Origin of the sequence: Streptomyces sp. DI166 (genome assembly GCF_900091315.1) — a bacterium.
Taxonomy (GTDB): domain Bacteria; phylum Actinomycetota; class Actinomycetes; order Streptomycetales; family Streptomycetaceae; genus Streptomyces; species Streptomyces fuscus.
The window spans coordinates 18,316-40,616 of record NZ_FLSP01000021.1 but is presented as its reverse complement, the minus strand read 5'-3'; the positions used below and the strand labels follow the sequence as shown (position 1 = coordinate 40,616).

Here is a 22,301-nt window from a genome sequence, read left to right as displayed (position 1 = left end):
CGTACGTTCGCGGCAGCCGCGGTTCCCTTCCTGGGGCCGCGGCTGCGGTGTGCCGTGCCCCGTATCGTTGTGACATAGCCCCCTGACCCGGTTGAGAAAGGCCCCCGCCGCCATGGTGCAGATCAAGAGCCCCGAGCAGATCGCCAAGATGCGTGAGGCGGGGCTGGTCGTCGCCGCCATTCACGCGGCCACGCGGGAGGCCGCGGTGCCGGGTGCGACCACCAAGGATCTGGACGAGGTGGCCCGCAAGGTGCTCGCGGAGCACGGGGCGAAGTCGAACTTCCTGGGGTACGGCGGGTTCCCGGCGACGATCTGCACGTCCCCGAACGAGGTCGTCGTCCACGGCATCCCCTCCGACGAGGTGGTGCTCAAGGACGGGGACATCATCTCCATCGACTGCGGGGCGATCGTGGACGGCTGGCACGGTGACGCCGCCTACACGGCCTTCGTGGGGTCCGGTCACGCTCCGGAGCTGATCGAGCTCTCCCGGGTGACCGAGGAGTCGATGTGGGCCGGTATCGCGGCCATGAAGCAGGGCAACCGGCTCGTCGACATCTCCCGCGCCATCGAGACGTACATCCGCCGCCAGCCCAAGCCGGGCGGCGGCCGGTACGGGATCATCGAGGACTACGGCGGCCACGGCATCGGCACCGAGATGCACATGGACCCGCACCTGCTGAACTACGTCGAGCGCCGGCGCGGCAAGGGCCCCAAGCTGGTCCCCGGCTTCTGCCTGGCCATCGAGCCGATGGTCTCCCTCGGCACCCCGAAGACCGAGGTCCTCGCCGACGACTGGACGGTCATCACCACGGACGGCACCTGGTCCTCCCACTGGGAGCACTCGGTCGCGCTGACCGAAGAGGGCCCACTGGTCCTGACGGCCCCGGACGGGGGCAAGGCGAAGCTGGCCGAGTACGGGGTCATGGCGGCCCCGGACCCGCTGGGCTGAGGGCGAAGCTCTGGGCCCGAGGCCCCGGTCGCCGGTCGGAGGCCGGCGCAGCCGCTCGAAGCTTGTGAGGCGCCCCTGGCGCCGATCCCGCGAGAGCGGCGTGAAGAGTGGGTCGGGGGCAAGGCCAAGCTGGCCGAGTACGGGGTCACGGCGGCTCCGGACCCGCTGGGCTGAGTCCGTTGCCGATTCCCCGGTTCCCCGCGTAATGATCTGTCGCGGTGGGCAGGATTGCTCGATTCGTCTTTCCGGGTGCGCTGACGTAGACTGACTCGTCGGCTCTTGTGTACCCGCATGTCCGCATGCGCTCGCAGGGAGTCGATCAAGGTAGTCGATTCGAAGGGCGAAGCGTGGCCAAGAAGCAAGGTGCCATCGAGATCGAGGGCACTGTCGTCGAGTCTCTGCCGAACGCCATGTTCAAGGTCGAGCTCCAGAACGGCCACCAGGTCCTGGCACACATCAGCGGCAAGATGCGCATGCACTACATCCGCATCCTCCCTGACGACCGGGTCGTGGTGGAGCTGTCTCCGTACGACCTGACGCGTGGCCGGATCGTCTACCGGTACAAGTAGATCTTGCCCGCGCCCCGGGGTTCCCCGAGGCGATGGCACTGACCCGGAGAACCTCACCAATGAAGGTCAAGCCGAGCGTCAAGAAGATCTGCGACAAGTGCAGGGTGATCCGCCGTCACGGCCGGGTCATGGTCATCTGCGACAACCCGCGCCACAAGCAGCGCCAGGGCTGACGCACGACCACACCCTCTGCACCTCTATCGCAGAGTTTTCGCGCGACGCGAGCTGAATTTGTTCATACGCAGGATCCAGGCGAGCGATCGCCTGATACCCCCGGCTCGGAGGCCGGGGACCCAGTTCGTACCTGGTACGGCGGCTGGGAGTCGGTTCTGCGGAAGACCTCCGAAGATCACCAGGAGCCATTGAATGGCACGCGTTTCCGGTGTTGACATCCCGCGCGAAAAGCGCGTGGAGGTCGCCCTCACCTACGTGTTCGGCATCGGCCGGACGCTCTCCCAGCAGACGCTGGCCGCCACCGGCGTCGACCCGAACACCCGCGTCCGCGACCTCTCCGAGGAGCAGCTCGTCGCGATCCGCGAGTACGTGGACAACAACATCAAGACCGAGGGTGACCTCCGTCGCGAGATCCAGGCCGACATCCGCCGCAAGGTCGAGATCGGCTGCTACCAGGGTCTCCGTCACCGTCGTGGTCTGCCCGTCCGCGGTCAGCGCACCAGCACCAACGCCCGCACCCGCAAGGGCCCGCGTCGCGCCATCGCCGGTAAGAAGAAGCCGGGCAAGAAGTAGTCCACAGCGGACTCACCGTCCAGCGGTCTTCGCTGTAGGACCGACCACCTCCCGTAGGAGTACAGATGCCCCCCAAGGGTCGTCAGGGCGCTGCCAAGAAGGTGCGCCGCAAGGAAAAGAAGAACGTCGCTCACGGCCACGCGCACATCAAGAGCACGTTCAACAACACGATCGTCTCCATCACGGACCCGTCCGGCAACGTGATCTCCTGGGCCTCCGCCGGCCACGTCGGCTTCAAGGGCTCCCGGAAGTCCACGCCGTTCGCCGCGCAGATGGCCGCCGAGTCGGCTGCCCGCCGCGCCCAGGAGCACGGCATGCGCAAGGTCGACGTGTTCGTGAAGGGTCCGGGTTCCGGTCGTGAGACCGCGATCCGTTCGCTCCAGGCCACCGGCCTTGAGGTCGGCTCCATCCAGGACGTCACGCCGACCCCGCACAACGGCTGCCGTCCGCCGAAGCGCCGCCGCGTCTGACGCACGGCTGCTTCGCGCAGGGTTTGGTCCGGGCGGTACGGCTCTTCGGGGCGGTATCGCCCGTACCCTTGCAGTACCCGTCCCTCTTGCCGGGGACGGTTTCCGTCGGGCGTCAAATAGCGGGCGTCCACGAATGAAGGATCTGATCCACACATGCTGATCGCTCAGCGTCCCTCGTTGACCGAAGAGGTCGTCGACGAGTTCCGCTCCCGGTTCGTGATCGAGCCGCTGGAGCCGGGCTTCGGCTACACCCTCGGCAACTCCCTCCGCCGTACCCTCCTGTCGTCGATCCCCGGTGCCGCTGTCACCAGCATCCGCATCGACGGTGTCCTGCACGAGTTCACCACCGTGCCGGGCGTCAAGGAGGACGTCACCGACCTGATCCTCAACATCAAGCAGCTGGTCGTCTCCTCGGAGCACGACGAGCCGGTCGTGATGTACCTGCGCAAGCAGGGCCCGGGTCTGGTCACCGCCGCCGACATCGCGCCCCCGGCCGGTGTCGAGGTGCACAACCCCGACCTCGTCCTCGCCACGCTCAACGGCAAGGGCAAGCTGGAGATGGAGCTGACGGTCGAGCGCGGCCGCGGTTATGTCTCCGCCGTGCAGAACAAGCAGGTGGGCCAGGAGATCGGCCGTATCCCGGTCGACTCCATCTACAGCCCCGTGCTGAAGGTCACCTACAAGGTCGAGGCGACCCGAGTCGAGCAGCGCACCGACTTCGACAAGCTCATCGTCGACGTCGAGACCAAGCAGGCGATGCGTCCGCGTGACGCCATGGCCTCCGCCGGCAAGACCCTGGTCGAGCTGTTCGGTCTCGCCCGCGAGCTGAACATCGACGCCGAGGGCATCGACATGGGTCCGTCCCCGACGGACGCCGCCCTGGCCGCCGACCTGGCGCTGCCGATCGAGGAGCTGGAGCTCACGGTCCGCTCCTACAACTGCCTCAAGCGCGAGGGCATCCACTCCGTGGGTGAGCTCGTCGCCCGTTCCGAGGCAGACCTGCTCGACATCCGCAACTTCGGTGCGAAGTCGATCGACGAGGTCAAGGCGAAGCTGGCCGGCATGGGCCTGGCCCTGAAGGACAGCCCGCCCGGATTCGACCCGACCGCCGCCGCCGACGCCTTCGGCGCCGACGACGACGCGGACGCGGGTTTCGTGGAGACCGAGCAGTACTGAGCTGCTGACCGGTCGTTGCCGGTGAGCATCCGCTCATCGGGTTCCTGACCCCGGTACCTGATACGGCCGGGGCAGACACACAGGAGAAAGAACATGCCGAAGCCCACCAAGGGTGCCCGTCTGGGCGGCAGCGCCGCGCACGAGAAGCTCCTCCTCGCGAACCTCGCGAAGAGCCTCTTCGAGCACGGTCGCATCACCACCACCGAGGCGAAGGCGCGCCGTCTGCGTCCCTACGCCGAGCGGCTGATCACCAAGGCGAAGAAGGGCGACCTTCACAACCGCCGCCAGGTGCTCCAGGTCATCACGGACAAGAGCGTCGTCCACACGCTCTTCACCGAGATCGGCCCGCGCTACGAGAACCGCCCGGGTGGCTACACCCGTATCACCAAGATCGGTAACCGCCGTGGCGACAACGCGCCCATGGCCGTCATCGAGCTGGTGGAGGCCCTGACCGTGGCCCAGCAGGCCACCGGTGAGGCCGAGGCGGCCACGAAGCGTGCCGCGAAGGACGCCGAGGCCGCTGCCGCCGAGCCCAAGGTCGACGTGACCAAGGACGACGAGGCCGCTGCCGAGGAGTCGAAGGACGCGTAAGCGTTCCGCCTTCGGGCGTTGGCGGGTCCGCTCCCTTCCGGAGCGGGCCCGCCTTTTCGTACCTGAGAGGATCTGTACGTGAGTGAAGTACCAGCACCCGGGTTCGTACGCGTGCGGCTCGACCTCTCCTACGACGGCAGCGAGTTCCACGGGTGGGCCAAGCAGGCCGGGGGACAGCGCACCGTGCAGGGCGAGATCGAGGACGCCCTGCGGACCGTGACCCGGTCCGGGGAGACGTACGAGCTGACGGTCGCCGGGCGCACCGACGCCGGGGTGCACGCGCGCGGGCAGGTCGCGCATGTGGATCTGCCGGAGCAACTGTGGGCGGAGCACCAGGAGAAGCTGCTCAAGCGGCTCGCCGGGCGGCTGCCCAGGGACGTGCGGGTGTGGGCGCTGAGCGAGGCGCCGGAGGGGTTCAACGCGCGGTTCGCCGCGCTGTGGCGCCGCTATGTGTACCGGGTGTCCGACCGGCCGGGCGGGGTGGACCCGCTGCTGCGCAACCATGTGCTGTGGCACGACTGGGAGTTGGACGTCGATGTGATGGACGCCGCCGCCAAGTCCCTTGTCGGGGAGCACGACTTCGCCGCCTACGCCAAGAAGCGCGAGGGGGCCTCGACGGTGCGGGAGATCCTGGACTTCGGGGTGCGCCGGACCGAGGCCGGTGTGGTGGAGATCGAGGTGCGTGCCGATGCCTTCTGCCACAACCAAGTGCGGTCCATGGTGGGCGCGTTGCTGTTCGTGGGGGACGGGCACCGGGGCGTGGAGTGGCCGCGCAGGGTGCTGGACGCGCGGGTCCGGGACAGCGCCGTGCACGTCGTACGACCGCACGGGCTGACGCTGGAGGAGGTCGCGTACCCGGCCCCCGAACTGCTCGCGGAGCGCCAGACGCAGGCTCGGCGGGTGCGGGGGCAGGTGCACTGAGCCGGTAGGCGTATTTTGCTGTCACAACAGTCGCATTGAACGCTTGAATCACGAACGTCCTTGCGTGTCGCTGAGGTGGGGAATCGCTGTGAGTGGGGAGTCACATTGAGCAGGGCACGAAAGCATTCGGCGCCGGTGAACAGACGATCGGCGCTGGCCATGGGGTTCGGGGGGCTGGTCACGGTCGGCGGAATCGGCGCCCTGGCCACGGCGGACGCCGCGCCGGCGGACGGCCTGAGTGTGCCGCCGTACGCGCCGACCGGACGGCGGCCGCGGTTTCGCCGGGCCACCTGGAGCCAGCAGTTCCAGTCGGGCCATGGGTGGACGGCGGGCGGCGCGGGGACCGCGTCGTCCAATCCGGCCGACACCGCGGTCTTCACCCGGGGCAGTTCCTCGGTGCGGGTGACCACGGCGGGCACCGGAGTCCAGTCGTACGTCCGCAAGACCGGTATGCCCGCCATGGATCTGAGCGGCAAGATGATCCGGGTGATCTTCCGGGTCACGGATGTCACCGACCTCAGCCGGGTCGTCTTCTATCTCGGCACCTCGGGGCTGAAGAACGCGTTCAGCTGGAAGCTGCACACCCACGGCGCGACCGCGGCCAACTATGTGCAGTCCGGGGAGTGGGTCACGGTCCACCTCCAGTGGGCCGACGTCACCTCGGCGTCCGGGACGTACACGATCTCCGCGAAGGGCGAGCCGTCCGTGCGGGACGGTTTCACCGACATGTCGTTCGCGGTCTACGACAATGCCAAGGGCCCGGTGACGTACCACCTCCAGGCCGTGGAACTGGTGCCGGACACCGAGTCCGTCTTTCCCAAGGGCGTCGTCTCCATCACCTTCGACGACTCGCACAAGTCGGTGCACGATCTGGCCCGGCCGGTCATGGACCCGTTCGGCATGCCGGGGACGCTGTACAACATCGCCGATGTGATCGGCACCGGCTCCTTCGTGAACCTCGCCCAGATGCGCTCGCTCCAGGACGCCTCGGGCTGGGAGATGGCCGGGCACGCGTACGCCAACGCCACGCACACCGCGAGTTACCCCAAACTCACCGCCCAGCAGGTCGACGCGGACTTCGCGAAACTGCGGGAGTGGCTCGTCGGCAACGGATTCACCAGCGAGCACTTCGCCTATCCGCACGGCGCGTTCCAGAAGACCACCGACGGAGTCGCCGTCGACGAACTGGCCAAGCGTCACTTCACCACCGCGCGCTCGATCATTTCCGAGACCATCGAGAGCTTCGCGCCTGCCATGCCCTACCGGCTGAAGGCACTGACCGGAATCACCGACGGCACGGGAATCGGCGGCACCGCGCTGAGCAAGGTGATCGGTGCGGGCGGAGCGCTGGACCGCTGCGCCGGCAGCGGCAGTTGGCTGATCCTCTGCCTGCACAAGATCGTCACCGGTACGCCGGCGGCGAGCACCGAGATCAGCCAGGCCGGTCTCCGCACGCTCATGACGGAGATCGACAAGCGCGAGATCAAGGTGCTCACCGTCCAGGAGGCGATGGCGTACTACAACTGACCGCGGGCTAGCGGCGCTCACCGAACCAGCCGTCGTCCTGGTGCTGTTCCGGGGCGTACGGCTGGTTCTGGCTTTCCGGGGTCCACTGCTGGGGGTGCTGCGGCTGCTGTGGGACGTACGGCTGGCCCTGGGGGTGCTGGCCCTGCCACTGGCCGTACTGCTGCGGCGGCGGCTGCTGCTGGTAGGGGTCCTGCGTCTGGCCGCCGTACTGCTGCTGCGGGTAGGCCTGCTGCGGGTACGCCTGCTGCGGGTACTGCTGGTGCTGCTGCGGCTGGGAGTACTGCTGCTGGTACTGGGGGTACTGCTGCTGCGGTTGCTGTGGCATCTGCTGCTGGGCCGGGTCGGTCACGCCGTTCCAGGCCACCGGCTGCTGGGGCGCGCTGCGTCCCATGTCCCGCAGCTCGCCCTGGGTGTGCCCGGTGTACGCCTGGGCCATGCCGTTGCGGTTGCGCGGCGAGGCGTGCGGGGTGGTACGGGCCAGGGCGATGCCCTCCAGACGCATCATCTCGATGGTGGAGGAGACCTGCGGGGACGAGTACTCGTCCTCTTCCTCGTACACCGCCGAGACGTCCTGCTCGTGGTCGCCCGCCACGGACACCTCGACACCGCCCTGACGGGTGCCCCAGCTGCCCTTGTGCAGGGTGAACAGGGCGTAGAAGCGCAGCGGAGTCAGCAGCACCAGCTGGATGACGCCGTAGAGCGGGGCCAGCAGGAACATGCCGAAGCGTTTGATGAAGCCCATGCCGCGGCGCGGGAAGTCGAGGTACCGGACGTTGCGCAGGTACCCCATGAGGACCATGAACAGCAGGTAGTCGCCGATGTGGTTGACGAACCGTTCCGGCTGCATGATCGGCAGGATGACCATGGAGTAGAACATCGCCGAGCCGAAGATCAGCCACAGCGCCAGTTCCATGCAGGTCAGCCAGAAGGCGGGCCGGTACTTCTTCTGGTGCGTGAAGGCCCACAGGGACTCACGGAAGAAGGACTTGTTCCAGCGCACCTGCTGACGCAGGAAGTGCGGCAGCTTCTCGGGGACGGCGGTGTAGCCGACGGCCGTCTCCTGGAAGACGACCTGGCCCTCCATCAGGCAGTAGTTCGTCATGCGCCGGTCGTCGCCGAAGACGGCAGGCTTGCCGAGGAACTGCTGGTTGAGGAAGTCCGGCAGGTACTTGCGCACCAGGGAGCCGCGGTACACCGAGAGCGCGCCGCAGCAGCACAGCACCGACTTCAGCCGGGAGTACGCGGCTCGCTCGAACAGGAAGGAGTTGCCGTACCGCAGGTCCTGGAGGCGCGTGAAGATATTGCTGTCGTGGTTGAGCGCCAGCACCATGCCCGTGGACGCCATGATCTTCGGGTCGGCCATGGGGAGCAGCAGCTCACGGACCGTGTCCCGGGACAGGATCGTGTCCGAGTCCACGCACAGGAACAGGTCGGAGTAGGGCGCCGCCTCGAATCCGAGGGCGAGGGCCTCGCGCTTGCCCTTGTTCTCGGGCTGCACGCTGACCGTGTACTTCACGCCCCGCGCCTCGAACTCGGGGCGCAGCTTCTTCGCCGCCCTGATGCCGGAGGGGTCGGCGCTGGCGTCGTCGATGATGTGGATCTCGTTGGGCAGCCGGCTCTGCGCGAGCAGGCTGCGCATGCCCTGCTCGAACATCACCGGGTCCTCGTTGTAGATCGGGATGACCGCGGTGACCCAGGAGTTGTCCAGCAGCACCAGCTCTTCCCGGTCCGCCTTGGCGGGCCGGTAGAACAGCGCTCCGAACATCTTCAGGGCGAGCAGCCCGAGGGCGCCGAACGAGTACAGGTGCAGGGAGTCCGGGTCGAGCTTGGTGACGATGACGGCGGCGATGGCGAGGAAGAAGAAGTACGAGACCTTCAGGTGCCGTCGCCGTTTGTGTCTGCGGCGGCCGTCGGTGTCGACGGCCCCGGGTATGTAGGTGTCGGTCACAGCTTGACCACCTGGGGATGGTCGGCCGACTTGCCGCGCGTGTCGAAGAGCAGGCGGCTGCGGTCGGCCAGCGCGTCCAGGTCGAGCTCGCTGTGCTGCTGGAGAAGGATGGTTAGATCGGCTTCGGCCGCGCCGGCGAGGTAGTCCTGGACCCGGGGCACCGCGGTGCCCTCGACGGTCCAGTCCGCTACGCGCGAGTCGTAGTAGACGAGGTCGGCTCCGCGCTCCAGCAGCAGCTCGGCCACGTCCACCGCGGGGCTTTCCCGCTGGTCGGAGATGTCCGGCTTGTAGGTCACACCGAGCAGCAGCACGCGTGAGCCGCGGATCGGCTTGCCCTGCTGGTTGAGCATGTCGGCGGCACGGGACACGACATGGGCGGGCATCCGCTGGTTGATCTCCTGGGCCAGTTCCACGAACCGGAACGGTATCCCGAGCGAACGCACCTTGTAGGAAAGGTAGTTGGGGTCGATGGGGATGCAGTGCCCGCCGACCCCGGGGCCCGGGTAGAAGGGCGCGAAGCCGAACGGCTTGCTGGAGGCGCAGCGGATGGAGTCCCAGAGGTCGACGTCGATCTCGCGGCAGAACATCGCCATCTCGTTGACGAGCGCGATGTTCACGTGCCGGTAGGTGTTCTCCAGCAGCTTGGCCATCTCGGCCTCCCGCGTGCCCTTGGCCTCCACCACGCTGCCGACGAAGCGCTCGTACAGCGCGCGGGCCGCCTTGGTGCAGTCGGGGGTGGTGCCGCCGACGACCTTCGGGGTGTTCTCCAGGCCGTAGGTCGGGTTGCCCGGGTCGATGCGCTCGGGCGAGAAGGCGAGGTAGAAGTCGACGCCCGCCCGCAGACCGCCGGCCTCCAGGCGCGGGCGCACCACCTCGTCGGTGGTGCCGGGGTAGGTCGTGGACTCCAGGACGACGAGGGTGCCCGGCTTCAGATGGGCGGCGATGTCCGTGACGGCGGCGTCGACGGCGCCGAGGTTGGGCGCGCCGTGGTCGGTCAGCGGGGTCGGCACGCAGATGACGACGGCTGCCGTGTCCTCGATGATCTCGGGCGTGGAGACCGCCCGGAAGCCCTGACCGAGCATGGCGCGGACATCGGCGTCGCTGATGTCGTCGACGTGCGAGGACCCGGCGTTCAGTCCCTCCACCACGGACCGGCTGCGGTCGAGGCCGACGACCTTCAGGCCGGAAGCGCTTGCTGCCCGGGCAAGGGGCAGCCCGACGTAGCCGAGCCCGATGATCACGAGATCGGCTGTGGAGTTACGGTTCACGGCAATACTTCCCACCCCGGCGCCACTAAGCCCCCAGCCCGAGCGCGCAGATATTTTCGAATTAAGGAGCAAACAGGCTAACAGCGCTCACATGTGTGATCACAGGTCGCACACAGTCGCATTTGTCACTCGAAGGCTCGTACAACCCTTCTGCATGGTCATGAGTCGGGTCAAATGTCGCCAGATTCCGGTCTGAAGCAGACTCTGGCGCCTGGCGCGGCGACCGGTACCCTCGTGCCGATTCCGCATCCGCCGGGCGCACGCCCCGCGCCCCCGAAGGAGACCTCACGTGGCGTCCCGCCGTCAGCCCCGCCGCCGTAGTGGCATAGCCCGCGCGTTCAAGGTCCTGCTCGTGGTGGCGCTCCTCGCCGGCGGCGTCCTGGCCGCGAAGCCGGTGTGGAACCACTTCAACCCCGAGGACCCCGAGCTGACCGTCCGCTACCGGACGCAGACCAAGGCCGAGGCCGACGCCGTGCGGCCTTGGCTGGAGGTCTTCAACACCTCGGAGAAGCCCGTGCCGCTCAGCGAGGTCTCCCTGCGGTACTACTTCACCGCCGACGGGGACGCCTCGTACGCCTTCAACTGTGTGGAGGCGGCGGTCGGATGCTCGAATCTGACCGGTTCCGTGGTCGCCATGGACACCCCGAGCGAGGAGGCCGACCACTACTTGCAGCTCGGCTTCACCGAGAAGGCCGGTGTGCTGAAGCCCGGTGCCAACAGCCGGGGCCTGGAGATCCAGCTCTACCGCACCGACCACAAGCCGGTCCGGCAGGACGGCGACTGGTCGTTCGACGACACCAAGCGGACGTACCAGAACTCCGACCGGGTGCCCGCCTACAAGCGCGGCGCGCTGGTGTGGGGGAAGGAGCCCGGGGGCGAGGGTGGCGAGGCCTCGGCCAAGCCGGTGTCCAAGGCGGTGCCGGAGCTGCCCGAGGGCGCGTTCTTCGACGACTTCCACTACCGGGGCCCGAAGGACACCGCGCTGTTCAAGCACGGCTGGCTGGTGCGCACCAGCAAGGGCGGTCCCGGCATCGAGAACACCTGGACCGCCAAGGGCGTCTCGTTCCCGGGGGACAAGGAGACGCCCGGCGGCCAGGTGCTCAATCTGCGCGCCGCCACCGACGGCAGCACGGCCGGCACCGAGCAGTCGGCGCTCGGCACCAAGGAGGCGAAGTTCCGCACCGGCACCTACGCGGCCCGTGTCCACTTCACCGACAGGCCGACGACCGGCGAGAACGGCGACCACGTCAACCAGACGTTCTTCACCATCGGCGGTTCCGGCAGCAGGTACGCCGAGCTGGACATCGAGTACATGCCGAACGGCGGGTGGGGCGCGCCCGGTCCGAAGGCGGACACCACGACGTGGCGCAACGCCGACGAGGGCGACCGTGTCACGAGCAAGACCGAGCGGAGTCTGGCCGGCTGGCACACCATGGTGATCACGGTCAAGAAGGACTCGGTCACCTACAGCCTCGACGGCAAGACCCTCTACCGCAGCGGCGCGGACTACGCCCCGCGCGCCGCCATGGCGGTCAACTTCAACACCTGGTTCGTCGACCTGCCCTTCACCGGTGACCGGGCCTGGGACATGAAGGTCGACTGGTTCTACCACCAGTCAGGCAAGGTGCTCACGGCCGAGCAGGCCGAGGCGGCGGCGGAGGAGTTCCAGGGCGACGGCGTCGGCTGGTTCGACACCATGCCGTCGGACTCCTGAGCGGTCAGCCCGTCTGGGCCGCTGCCGAGGCCTGGGTCTGGCCGCGGCGGCGGATCTGGTCGAAGGTGTGCTGCTGGAGGGCGTCGCCGGCCTGGAAGACCTTGGTGTCCTTCTCGGTGACGTTCTTGCCGTTGGTGAAGCCGGCGACCGTGAAGTAGGCGTAGCGGCCGTAGTAGTTGCGCGTGGAGCGGCACACCGCGGCGTTGCAGAACGGCTTGACGCCGTCGCCGGCCAGGGACCGCACGATGCTCTTGTCGTCGGTCTCGGACTTGGCCTTCGCCGCCTGCGCCTCGGTGTCGAACACGGCGACGCCGATGGTGACCGCGACGCCGCCGTCGACGTAGGTGACGCGCATCAGGCGGGTGCAGTCGTTGGCCTCAAGGATTTTCGGGAGGGTCTTCAGGGCCCCGGTCGCGCACTTCTCGGTGTCGTCCGTGGGGCCCTTCTTGTAGACGGTCCCGGCCAGCGTCAGCTGCTTGCCGCCGAAGAAGGAGTCGGGGCTGAGCGGAGCGGTGTCCTTCTTCGCGCTGGAGATGAAGTCGTCCGGGTTGAGCGGGGGCGGCGCGCTCGTCGGGGCGAAGGAGGGCTCGGTGGACCCGCTCGGGATGTCCGCCGTCGCGGGCAACTGGGCGGTCGGCTTGTTGGCGGGGCCGTCATTCGCCGAGACCACGGCGACGGCGACCGCCGCGGCTATGCCGACGGTGGCCAGCGCGCCACCGCCGATGAACAGCATGCGGCGCCGCTTGGCACGGGACTCGGACGCCTCGGCGAGCGCGGCCCAGTCCGGGGTCTGACTGCTCCCGCCGCCGTTCCACGGCTGCTGGGAGTGCGGTTTCCAGGGATCCCACTGCGACTGGGGTCCCCCCTGCTGCCCGAAGCTCATGGGGCGCATCTTAGACGCAGCCCCGGGGTAGGTAATTCCGGTTCAAGGGCCCCTGGGGGCGCGGGTGTTGCACGGAACGGCGCGCGCAAATACGACATCTCCGGGCCCTTGGTGCGATGCGTGTGCCGGGGTTAGCGGTGCGCCGCGGCGCGGCGACGGTCCGTGTTGTTATAAGGGCGCCACATAGGAGCTGCGGAGCGCTGCCGCTCCCGGGGCCTCGGCCCGGTTCCGCGCACCGCGGTGATTACACTGGGTGCGGCAGTCCTTACCTGCGTCGTCCGTCTGTGCGGGCTCGTTTTGACCCCCTGCGGGGCGCGCGGGTATTCTGCTTCTTCGTTGTGTATTGGCTTGCTCATTCTCACGGGACGGGCCCTTACACCGGTCCACCGGGCCGATGACCAGCGACCAGCACGCGGTTTGCGTCACCGCAGTGCGGTCAAGGCTGTCGTGATCGTTTCGGTGACCTGTTCAGGACCATTCACTCGAAGCGAAGGCTACGAACCGTGCGTACGTACAGCCCCAAGCCCGGCGATGTGACGCGCCAGTGGCACGTCATCGACGCTCAGGACGTTGTCCTGGGCCGTCTCGCCACCACCGCAGCGACCCTTCTCCGGGGCAAGCACAAGCCGATTTACGCGCCCCACGTCGACACCGGTGACTTCGTCATCATCATCAACGCCGACAAGGTGCACCTTTCCGGCAACAAGCGGACCCAGAAGATGGCGTACCGCCACTCCGGCTACCCGGGTGGTCTGCGCTCCGTCCGTTACGACGAGCTGCTCGACAAGAACCCCGAGAAGGCCATCGAGAAGGCCGTCAAGGGCATGCTCCCCAAGAACTCCCTGGGCCGTCAGATGCTCTCGAAGCTGAAGGTCTACAAGGGTGACCAGCACCCGCACGGCGCGCAGCAGCCGCAGCCGTACGAGATCACCCAGGTCGCGCAGTAAGTCCGGCCACCCCCTAAGACTGAAGAGAATCTGAGGAGAATCGTGGCCGAGACCACTGCCGAGCAGCCGCTCGAAGAGCTTGACATCGACAGCTACACCACCGAGTCCGAGGTTCCGGTCGAGGGTGAGTACACCTCTGAGTCCCTCGCCTCGCGCTTCGGTGAGCCCCAGCCGGCCGCCGGCCTGGGCCGTCGCAAGAACGCCATCGCCCGCGTCCGGATCGTTCCGGGCACCGGCAAGTGGAAGATCAACGGTCGCACCCTTGAGGACTACTTCCCCAACAAGGTGCACCAGCAGGAAGTCAACGAGCCGTTCAAGGTCCTGGAGCTTGAGGGCCGCTACGACGTCATCGCCCGCATCGCCGGTGGCGGCGTCTCCGGCCAGGCCGGTGCCCTGCGCCTCGGTGTCGCCCGCGCCCTGAACGAGGCCGACGTCGACAACAACCGCGGCCCGCTGAAGAAGGCCGGCTTCCTGCGCCGCGACGACCGCGCGGTCGAGCGGAAGAAGGCCGGTCTGAAGAAGGCCCGCAAGGCTCCGCAGTACAGCAAGCGCTAAGCTTCGCTGCCTGCAAGCTCGTACCGCACTTCAGCAGTACGTCCGAACGCCCCGGCGGCACGCCACAGTGCCGCCGGGGCGTTCGTTTATCAGAGTCGCGGGCGTATAACGGCACAAGACGTTCAAAGGCTTGTGTGATCGGGTGATCTTGGACGATCTCCGAGAACGATCTCGAAAGTGACGCTTCATCAGGAGGACAAGTGGGACGACTCTTCGGCACGGACGGCGTGCGCGGTGTCGCCAACGCGGATCTGACCGCCGAAATGGCGCTCGGTCTGTCGGTCGCGGCGGCCCACGTGCTCGCCGAGGCGGGCACCTTCGAAGGCCACCGGCCGACTGCGGTGGTCGGACGGGACCCGCGTGCGTCCGGGGAGTTCCTGGAGGCCGCCGTGGTCGCCGGTCTGGCGAGCGCGGGCGTCGACGTACTGCGGGTCGGCGTACTGCCCACGCCCGCGGTGGCCCACCTCACCGGAGCGCTCCGCGCCGACCTCGGCGTGATGCTCTCCGCCAGCCACAACGCCATGCCGGACAACGGCATCAAGTTCTTCGCCCGCGGCGGTCACAAGCTCGCCGACGAGCTGGAGGACCGCATCGAGTCCGTCTACGACGCCCACCGCCACGGCGAGCCCTGGGAGCGGCCCACCGGCGCCGGTGTCGGCCGGATCCGCGACTACGACGAGGGCCTGGACCAGTACATCGCCCATCTGATCGGCGTCCTGCCGAACCGCCTCGACGGGCTGAAGATCGTCCTGGACGAGGCGCACGGCGCCGCCTCCCGGGTCTCCCCGGAGGCCTTCGCCCGGGCCGGTGCCGAGGTCATCACCATCGGCGCGGAGCCGGACGGCCTCAACATCAACGACGGCTGCGGCTCCACCCACCTGGACCTGCTGAAGTCGGCGGTCGTCGAGCACGGCGCCGCGCTCGGCATCGCGCACGACGGCGACGCCGACCGCTGCCTGGCCGTGGACCACACCGGTGAGGAGGTGGACGGCGACCAGATCCTGGCCGTACTCGCGCTGGCGATGCGGGAGCGTTCCGCACTGCGCTCCGGCACCGTTGTCGCGACCGTGATGTCCAACCTCGGCTTCAAGCTGGCGCTGGAGCGGGAGGGCCTCAACCTCGTCCAGACCGCCGTGGGCGACCGGTACGTCCTGGAGGCCATGAAGGAGCACGGCTACGCGCTCGGCGGCGAGCAGTCCGGCCACGTGATCATCCTCGACCACGCCACGACCGGCGACGGCACGCTCACCGGCCTGATGCTGGCCGCGCGGGTCGCGGAGACCGGCCGGTCGCTGCGCGAGCTGGCCTCCGTGATGGAGCGGCTGCCGCAGGTGCTGATCAACGTGCCCGACGTGGACAAGTCCCGGGTGAAGACCTCCGGCGAGCTGGCCGCCGCCGTCGCCGAGGCGGAGGCGGAGCTGGGCTCCACCGGACGTGTGCTGCTGCGCCCCTCCGGCACCGAGCCGCTGGTGCGCGTGATGGTCGAGGCCGCCGACATCGACCAGGCCCGCGCGGTCGCCGGGCGCCTGGCCGACGTGGTGAAGTCCGCGCTGGGCTAGCCCGGCGCGCAGGGGGCGGGGCCGCCTCCATCCGGAGGGACGGGGCGGCGGTGCCGGGAGTGGCGCCGCCCCGTATGTCCGGCACGACCCTAATTTCAGGGTCCATGGATTCATCACGGAACCTCGCTCCGACTCCCCTGCCCGCCGCACCCAGCCGCCGCAGCGCGCTCGCCGGACTTGTCGCGGGCGCCGCCGGGGCGGTGGGGGCCGTCGCCGTCGCGGGTGCCCCGGCCGCCTCCGCCGCGCCCGCGGCCCCGGGCACCGAACGGCTCGCCCACACCCGGGCGCCATGCAGCTGTTCACCGACCCGGGGCTCAACTTCGGCGCGCTGCTCGCCCTCGGCGGCGCGGGCGCCCGGGCCTCCGAGGTCGGCGAAGTGCTCACCGCCGTCAACGCGATCAACGCGGCCGGGCCGAACGAGGACACCTACACCGCGGAGTTCCGCGCCTGGGGCGACCGGCTCGCCGGCATGCGCACCGGCCACCGGGAGACCGACCGCTTCCGTTCCCTGCGCGCCTCCCAGTACTACGCCCAGGCCCTCTTCTTCGTCCTGGGGTCCACCACCCCGGGCGACGAGGAGCGGCTCTACCGCGCCGGACGCCGCAACTGGGACCGCTTCGCCCATCTGTGCGACCCCGCCGCGATCACCGACAAGGTCCCGTACGGCAGGACCCCGCTGCCGGTGTGGTTCTTCCGTCCCGACACCTCAGGCAAGCCCCGCCCGACCGTCATCCTCACCAACGGCAGCGACGGGCAGAACGTCGACATGTGGACGTACGGGGTGATGGCCGCCCTCGACCGGGGCTGGAACGCCCTCGTCTACGACGGTCCCGGCCAGGGCCAGCTGCTCTTCGTCGACAAGGTGGTGTTCAGCCCGCGCTGGGAGCAGGTGGTCGGCCCGCTGGTCGACTGGCTGCTGCGCCGGCGCGATGTCGACCACCGGCGGATCGCGCTGACCGGACTTTCCATGGGCGGCGACCTGGCGCCCCGCGCCGCCGCCTTCGACCACCGCATCGCCGCGCTGGTGGCGATGCCCGGCTGTCTCGACCCGTGGCTGGCCTTCCCCCCGGAGCTGCGTGAGATCCTCACCCCGGACAAGGCGGAGACCAACGCGATCTGGAACGAGGAGGTCGTGCCCGAGCTGGACCCGACCGAGGCGTACCAGCTGAAGAAGCGGTTCGAGCCCTTCTCCGTCGAGGCGATGCTCGCCGCCCGCCGGGGCCGGATGTTCACCGACTTCTGGACCGCCGCCCGCCGGGTCGTGGCCATGGACATCACCGGTGTGGTCCGCCGTATCCAGGCCCCCACCCTGGTCCTGGACTACCAGGACGAGGCGTTCTACCCCGGCCAGCCGCGTCAGATGTACGAGCTGCTGCGCACCCGCAAGGACTACATCAAGCTGACCGCCGCCACCGGGGCGCAGCTGCACTGCTCCCCGATGGCGCCGCAGCAGCACTGCGAGGTCGTCTTCGACTGGCTGGAGGACACCCTGGGGCGCCGCAAGGGCTGATGCCCCGGTCGCGGGGGCCCCGGCCTCAGAGCTTGCGCAGCGACAGCCGCTGCACCTTGTGGTCCGGGCCCTTGCGCAGTACGAGGGTGGCGCGGCCCCGGGTGGGGGCGATGTTCTCCACCAGGTTCGGCTTGTTGATGGTCCGCCACATGGTCCCGGCGTACTCCAGGGCCTCCGCCTCCGAGACCTGGGTGTACTTGCGGAAGTACGAGGACGGGTTCTGGAAGGCGGTCTCGCGCAGCCGCTTGAAGCGGTTGAGGTACCAGCGCTCGATGTCCTCGGTGCGGGCGTCGACGTACACGCTGAAGTCGAAGTAGTCGGCGAGGCCGACCCGGGTGCGGCCGTCCTTGCCGGGCAGGGCGGGCTGGAGCACGTTCAGGCCCTCGACGATCAGGATGTCGGGGCGGCGCACCGTGAGCTTCCTGTCCGGGACGATGTCGTAGATCAAATGGGAGTAGACCGGGGCGGTGACCTCGTCCTTGCCCGCCTTGATGTCCGCGACGAAACGGGTCAGTGCCCGGCGGTCGTAGGACTCCGGGAACCCCTTGCGGGACATCAGGCCGCGGGCCTGCAGCTCCTTGGTGGGCAGCAGGAAGCCGTCGGTGGTGACCAGCTCCACGCGCGGGTGCTCCGGCCAGCGCGAGAGCAGCGCCTGGAGCAGACGGGCGACCGTGGACTTGCCCACGGCCACCGAACCGGCGACCCCTATGACGAAGGGGGTGCCGGACTGGGAGCCCTGTTCGCCCAGGAAGGTGTTCAGGGCGCTGCGCAGGCCGTCGGTGGCGCCGACGTAGAGATTGAGCAGCCGGGACAGCGGCAGGTAGATGTCCCGCACCTCGTCGAGGTCGATGACGTCGCCCAGACCGCGCAGCTTCTCGACCTCCTCGGCGGACAGCGGCAGCGGCGTCTTGTCGCGCAGCGCGCTCCACTCGGTTCGGGTGAGGTCGACGTAGGGAGTCGCCTCCGGTTTGTGCCGGTGGGCGCTCCGGGGCAACGGGGAGACCGGAGAGATCACAGTCCATTGTTACGGGAGTACGAACGGACGGCGGGGTGGGATGTATCACCCGCCCGGCAAATCGTACGGAATCGGCCCAACCCGGGGAATGTCAGTGGTGTGCGTCACAGTTGTGGGAGAGGTGGACCCGGCCCGGGGTCCATCGACCCCCGAGGGGTGACCCATGACGTATGCGATTGAGGCGGAGGGCCTGGTCAAGCGGTTCAAGGAGACGGAGGCGCTGGCCGGGGTCGATCTGGGGGCGCGGCAGGGCTCGGTGCTCGGACTGCTGGGTCCCAACGGCGCGGGGAAGACGACCGCCGTACGGATCTTCGCGACCCTGCTGGAGCCGGACGCGGGGCACGCCCGGGTGGCCGGGTACGACGTGGTCCGGGACGCCGGGGCCGTGCGCTCGATGGTCGGCCTGACCGGGCAGTACGCGGCCGTGGACGAGAACCTGACCGGCACCGAGAACCTGCTGCTCATCGGGCGGCTGCTGGGACTGGGCCGCCGGGAGGCCAAGGCGCGGGCGGGGGAACTGCTGGAGCGGTTCCAGCTCGCGTACGCGGCCGGGCGGGCCGCGAAGACGTACTCGGGCGGGATGCGACGGCGGCTCGACCTCGCCGCGAGCCTGGTGGGGCGGCCCAGCATCCTCTTCCTCGACGAGCCCACGACCGGCCTGGACCCGCACAGTCGAGGGGAGCTGTGGGACCTGCTGCGCGCCCTGGTCGCGGACGGCGCGACGGCCCTGCTGACCACGCAGTATCTGAACGAGGCCGATGTGCTCGCCGACGACATCGTGGTGATCGACCGGGGCCGGGTGATCGCCGAGGGCACCCCGGACCAGCTGAAGTCGCAGGTCGGCGGGCAGGTGCTGGAGGTGCGCCCGCTGCGCGCCGAGGACCTCGGCCGGGTGCACGCGCTGGTGGCGCGGGCGGCGGGGTCCCGCACCGAGATCGAGGGCGAGACGGTCACGGCGCCGGTGAAGGACCCCGAGCTGATGCCGGCCGTGGTGCGCGCGCTGGACCGGGAGGGCATAGCCGTCGGCGAGCTGGCGCTGCGGCGCTCCTCGCTGGACGAGGTGTTCCTGGCGCTGACCGGACACCGCGCCGAACCGGCTGCGGAGCCCGAGGAGCCGGGGGAGGGGTCTGCCGCGCCGGACGACGCCGAGCGGGAGAAGGCGGTGAGCCGGTCATGACCGCCACCACCCTCACCGCCCCCGCCGGCGCCTCGGGCCGGGTGCGGCCGCTCGCCGGGCTCCGGCAGACCTTCACCATGGCCTGGCGCAGCCTGGTCGCGGTCAAGCACAACCCGCTCGAACTGGTCGACTACAGCATCACGCCGATCATGTTCGTCTTCCTGTTCACCTATGTGCTCGGCGGCCAGATGGCCGGGTCGCCCGAGGCGTATCTGAAGTACGCGCTGCCCGGGATCATCGTGCAGAACACCCTGTTCATGACGATCTACACGGCGATGGCGCTCAACACCGACCTCACCAAGGGGGTCTTCGACCGGCTGCGCAGCCTGCCGATCGCCCGCTCCGCGCCGCTGATCGGCAGGATCACCGCCGACCTCGCCAAGCACCTGTGGGCGCTGCTGCTGATGATCGGGCTCGGGCTGCTGCTCGGCTTCCGGATCACCGGGGGGTTCGGCGGCTTCCTCCTCGGCACCCTGCTGGTGATGGTGTTCGCGGCGGCGGTGTCCTGGACCGCGGTGCTGATCGGGATGCTGGCCGGGGACGCGGAGAAGGTGCAGGCGTTCGGCTTCACGCTGATCTTCCCGATCACCTTCACCAGCAGTGCCTTCGTCCAGGTGGACACGATGCCGGGCTGGCTGCAGGCGTGGAGCGATGTGAACCCGGTGTCCCATCTCTCCGACGCGTTCCGGGGGTTGCTGCTCGGCGGTCCGGTGGCGGAGCCGGTCACCTGGTCGCTGGTGTGGGCGGCCGGGATAGCGCTGGTGTTCTATCCGCTGGCGATGCGGGCCTATCGGGCGAAGACCTGAGGAAGGGGGCGGGTTCGAGGGCTGATCCGGGCGAACGACCGCCTGAATGGGCTCAAGTATTTCCGAAATCGGGCACGATGTGGCCGGTTCGGCGGCGGATTCGACCGTAGGCTGCCGCCCATGTGCGGAATCGTGGGATACGTGGGGTCGCAGTCGGCGCTCGATGTGGTGATGGCCGGACTGAAGCGACTGGAGTACCGGGGTTACGACTCGGCGGGCGTGGCCGTGCTCGCGGACGGCGGACTGGCCGCCGCGAAGAAGGCCGGAAAGCTCGTCAACCTGGAGAAGGAACTGGTGGACCGGCCGCTGCCGAGCGGCACCACCGCCATCGGGCACACCCGCTGGGCCACCCACGGCGGCCCCACGGACGCCAACGCGCATCCGCACCTGGACAACGCCGGGCGGGTGGCGGTCGTGCACAACGGCATCATCGAGAACTTCGCGCTGCTGCGTGCCGAACTGGCCGAGCGCGGGCACGAGCTGGCCTCCGAGACCGACACCGAGGTCGTCGCCCATCTGCTCGCCGAGGCGTACTCCTCCTGCGCCGACCTCGCGGAGGCGATGCGGCAGGTGTGCCGCCGCCTGGAGGGGGCGTTCACGCTGGTCGCGGTCGACGCCGACGAGCCGGACCTGGTGGTCGGGGCGCGCCGCAACTCACCGCTGGTGGTGGGCATCGGCGAGGGCGAGGCGTTCCTCGCCTCCGACGTGGCCGCCTTCATCGAGCACACCCGCTCCGCCGTCGAACTCGGCCAGGACCAGGTGGTGGAGCTGCGCCGGGACGGGGTCACGGTGACCGGCTTCGACGGCAGCCCGGCCGAGGTGCACTCGTACCACGTCGACTGGGACGCCTCGGCGGCCGAGAAGGGCGGCTACGACTACTTCATGCTCAAGGAGATCGCCGAGCAGCCCAAGGCGGTCGCCGACACCCTGCTGGGCCGCATTGACGCCTCCGGCGCCCTGACCCTGGACGAAGTGCGGATCTCCGCCGCCGAGTTGCGGGAGGTGGACAAGGTCGTCATCGTCGCCTGCGGTACGGCCTTCCACGCCGGGCTGATCGCCAAGTACGCCATCGAGCACTGGACGCGCATCCCCTGCGAGGTCGAGCTGGCCAGCGAGTTCCGCTACCGGGACCCGATCCTGGACGCGCGGTCCCTGGTCATCGCGATCTCCCAGTCCGGGGAGACCATGGACACGCTGATGGCGCTGCGGCACGCCCGGGAGCAGGGGTCCAGGGTGCTGGCGATCTGCAACACCAACGGCTCGACGATCCCCCGCGAGTCGGACGCGGTGCTGTACACGCACGCGGGGCCGGAGGTGGCGGTCGCCTCGACGAAGGCGTTCCTGACGCAGCTCGTCGCCTGCTATCTCGTGGCGCTGTACCTGGGGCAGGTGCGCGGCACCAAGTGGGCCGACGAGATCCGGGCGGTCATCCGGGACCTGGCGGAGATCTCCGGGGAGGTGGAGCGCGTCCTGGAGACCATGGAGCCGGTACGGGCGCTGGCCCGCGGCCTCGCCGACAAGAACACGGTGCTCTTCCTCGGGCGGCACGTGGGGTATCCGGTCGCCCTCGAAGGCGCCCTGAAGCTGAAGGAACTCGCCTACATGCACGCCGAGGGCTTCGCGGCGGGCGAGCTGAAGCACGGGCCGATCGCGCTGATCGAGGACGACCTGCCGGTGGTCGTGGTCGTGCCCTCGCCCCGGGGACGCTCGGTGCTGCACGACAAGATCGTCTCCAACATCCAGGAGATCCGCGCGCGGGGCGCCCGGACCATCGTGATCGCGGAGGAGGGCGACGAGGCGGTCGTCCCGTACGCCGACCACCTGATCCGTATCCCGGTCACCCCGACCCTGCTCCAGCCCCTGGTCGCGACGGTGCCGCTCCAGGTGTTCGCCTGCGAGCTGGCGACGGCGCGGGGCAACGAGGTGGACCAGCCGCGGAACCTGGCGAAGTCGGTGACGGTGGAGTAGC

21 protein-coding genes are annotated in these 22,301 nt (G+C 69.1%); 17 read left to right on the top strand and 4 right to left on the bottom strand.

All coding sequences use genetic code 11. The features are described from left to right. Positions 1 to 112 precede the first annotated feature (112 nt). The 9 genes from map to GA0115233_RS13120 all read left to right on the top strand — a co-directional run bounded on the left by map (position 113) and on the right by GA0115233_RS13120 (position 6,950). Positions 113 to 949 carry a type I methionyl aminopeptidase gene (gene map, locus GA0115233_RS13160; protein WP_093720382.1) on the top strand — a complete coding sequence of 279 codons (837 nt, stop codon included), beginning with the start codon at positions 113 to 115 and terminating at the stop codon, positions 947 to 949. Positions 950 to 1,296: 347 nt separating this feature from the next. After that, the gene (infA, locus tag GA0115233_RS13155) at positions 1,297 to 1,518 is read left to right on the top strand and encodes a translation initiation factor IF-1 (RefSeq protein WP_003948620.1); all 222 of its coding nucleotides are present in this window, start codon (positions 1,297 to 1,299) and stop codon (positions 1,516 to 1,518) included. A 59-nt stretch (positions 1,519 to 1,577) separates the two neighbouring features. Then, positions 1,578 to 1,691 carry a 50S ribosomal protein L36 gene (gene rpmJ / locus GA0115233_RS13150; protein ID WP_003974245.1) on the top strand — a complete coding sequence of 38 codons (114 nt, stop codon included), beginning with the start codon at positions 1,578 to 1,580 and terminating at the stop codon, positions 1,689 to 1,691. Positions 1,692 to 1,884: 193 nt separating this feature from the next. Next, positions 1,885 to 2,265: a 30S ribosomal protein S13 gene (gene rpsM / locus GA0115233_RS13145; RefSeq protein WP_037858429.1), complete on the top strand. Its 381-nt coding sequence runs from the start codon at positions 1,885 to 1,887 to the stop codon at positions 2,263 to 2,265. 65 nt (positions 2,266 to 2,330) lie between these two features. Continuing rightward, positions 2,331 to 2,735, top strand: a complete 405-nt coding sequence (rpsK, locus tag GA0115233_RS13140; protein ID WP_003956432.1) for a 30S ribosomal protein S11 — start codon at positions 2,331 to 2,333, stop codon at positions 2,733 to 2,735. Positions 2,736 to 2,888: 153 nt separating this feature from the next. Further along, positions 2,889 to 3,911 carry a DNA-directed RNA polymerase subunit alpha gene (locus GA0115233_RS13135; RefSeq protein ID WP_003966937.1) on the top strand — a complete coding sequence of 341 codons (1,023 nt, stop codon included), beginning with the start codon at positions 2,889 to 2,891 and terminating at the stop codon, positions 3,909 to 3,911. A gap of 93 nt (positions 3,912 to 4,004) precedes the next feature. After that, positions 4,005 to 4,502 carry a 50S ribosomal protein L17 gene (rplQ, locus tag GA0115233_RS13130; RefSeq protein WP_093720381.1) on the top strand — a complete coding sequence of 166 codons (498 nt, stop codon included), beginning with the start codon at positions 4,005 to 4,007 and terminating at the stop codon, positions 4,500 to 4,502. Positions 4,503 to 4,580: 78 nt separating this feature from the next. Further along, entirely contained in the window at positions 4,581 to 5,423 is an 843-nt protein-coding gene (gene truA, locus GA0115233_RS13125) for a tRNA pseudouridine(38-40) synthase TruA (protein ID WP_093720380.1), read from the top strand. Positions 5,424 to 5,558: 135 nt separating this feature from the next. Then, complete coding sequence (locus GA0115233_RS13120) at positions 5,559 to 6,950, top strand: polysaccharide deacetylase family protein (RefSeq protein ID WP_250744000.1); 1,392 nt, start codon at positions 5,559 to 5,561, stop codon at positions 6,948 to 6,950. 7 nt (positions 6,951 to 6,957) lie between these two features. Here the strand turns inward: GA0115233_RS13120 and GA0115233_RS13115 are convergent, their stop codons facing one another. Both GA0115233_RS13115 and GA0115233_RS13110 read right to left on the bottom strand, forming a co-directional pair. Next, positions 6,958 to 8,898 (bottom strand): glycosyltransferase, encoded by a 1,941-nt coding sequence (locus GA0115233_RS13115; RefSeq protein WP_093720378.1) that lies wholly within the window; start codon positions 8,896 to 8,898, stop codon positions 6,958 to 6,960. Then, the gene (locus tag GA0115233_RS13110) at positions 8,895 to 10,166 is read right to left on the bottom strand and encodes a nucleotide sugar dehydrogenase (RefSeq protein WP_093720377.1); all 1,272 of its coding nucleotides are present in this window, start codon (positions 10,164 to 10,166) and stop codon (positions 8,895 to 8,897) included. The genes GA0115233_RS13115 and GA0115233_RS13110 overlap by 4 nt, the downstream gene beginning before the upstream one ends. A gap of 289 nt (positions 10,167 to 10,455) precedes the next feature. On the opposite strand from GA0115233_RS13110, the gene GA0115233_RS13105 reads away from it, so the two are divergent. Continuing rightward, positions 10,456 to 11,880 (top strand): cellulose binding domain-containing protein, encoded by a 1,425-nt coding sequence (locus GA0115233_RS13105; protein ID WP_093720376.1) that lies wholly within the window; start codon positions 10,456 to 10,458, stop codon positions 11,878 to 11,880. Between the two features lie 4 nt (positions 11,881 to 11,884). Here GA0115233_RS13105 and GA0115233_RS13100 read toward each other — a convergent pair whose 3' ends face one another. Next, complete coding sequence (locus GA0115233_RS13100) at positions 11,885 to 12,763, bottom strand: hypothetical protein (protein ID WP_093720375.1); 879 nt, start codon at positions 12,761 to 12,763, stop codon at positions 11,885 to 11,887. Between the two features lie 503 nt (positions 12,764 to 13,266). Between GA0115233_RS13100 and rplM the strand changes: the two genes are divergently transcribed. The 4 genes from rplM to GA0115233_RS13080 all read left to right on the top strand — a co-directional run bounded on the left by rplM (position 13,267) and on the right by GA0115233_RS13080 (position 17,334). Beyond that, positions 13,267 to 13,710 carry a 50S ribosomal protein L13 gene (rplM, locus tag GA0115233_RS13095; protein ID WP_093720374.1) on the top strand — a complete coding sequence of 148 codons (444 nt, stop codon included), beginning with the start codon at positions 13,267 to 13,269 and terminating at the stop codon, positions 13,708 to 13,710. Positions 13,711 to 13,752: 42 nt separating this feature from the next. After that, positions 13,753 to 14,265, top strand: a complete 513-nt coding sequence (gene rpsI / locus GA0115233_RS13090) for a 30S ribosomal protein S9 (RefSeq protein ID WP_003998795.1) — start codon at positions 13,753 to 13,755, stop codon at positions 14,263 to 14,265. 200 nt (positions 14,266 to 14,465) lie between these two features. Then, the gene (gene glmM, locus GA0115233_RS13085) at positions 14,466 to 15,824 is read left to right on the top strand and encodes a phosphoglucosamine mutase (RefSeq protein WP_093720373.1); all 1,359 of its coding nucleotides are present in this window, start codon (positions 14,466 to 14,468) and stop codon (positions 15,822 to 15,824) included. 289 nt (positions 15,825 to 16,113) lie between these two features. Beyond that, positions 16,114 to 17,334 (top strand): alpha/beta hydrolase family protein, encoded by a 1,221-nt coding sequence (locus tag GA0115233_RS13080; RefSeq protein WP_255310159.1) that lies wholly within the window; start codon positions 16,114 to 16,116, stop codon positions 17,332 to 17,334. A gap of 25 nt (positions 17,335 to 17,359) precedes the next feature. Here GA0115233_RS13080 and coaA read toward each other — a convergent pair whose 3' ends face one another. Continuing rightward, positions 17,360 to 18,349: a type I pantothenate kinase gene (coaA, locus tag GA0115233_RS13075; protein ID WP_093720372.1), complete on the bottom strand. Its 990-nt coding sequence runs from the start codon at positions 18,347 to 18,349 to the stop codon at positions 17,360 to 17,362. Positions 18,350 to 18,512: 163 nt separating this feature from the next. Between coaA and GA0115233_RS13070 the strand changes: the two genes are divergently transcribed. The 3 genes from GA0115233_RS13070 to glmS all read left to right on the top strand — a co-directional run bounded on the left by GA0115233_RS13070 (position 18,513) and on the right by glmS (position 22,300). Continuing rightward, the gene (locus GA0115233_RS13070) at positions 18,513 to 19,526 is read left to right on the top strand and encodes an ATP-binding cassette domain-containing protein (RefSeq protein ID WP_093720371.1); all 1,014 of its coding nucleotides are present in this window, start codon (positions 18,513 to 18,515) and stop codon (positions 19,524 to 19,526) included. Further along, a complete protein-coding gene (locus GA0115233_RS13065) occupies positions 19,523 to 20,332 on the top strand; it encodes an ABC transporter permease (protein WP_093720370.1) in 810 nt (269 codons plus the stop codon). Before GA0115233_RS13070 ends, GA0115233_RS13065 begins: the two co-directional genes overlap by 4 nt. Before the next feature lie 120 nt (positions 20,333 to 20,452). Next, a complete protein-coding gene (gene glmS / locus GA0115233_RS13060; protein WP_093720369.1) occupies positions 20,453 to 22,300 on the top strand; it encodes a glutamine--fructose-6-phosphate transaminase (isomerizing) in 1,848 nt (615 codons plus the stop codon). Position 22,301 lies beyond the last annotated feature (1 nt).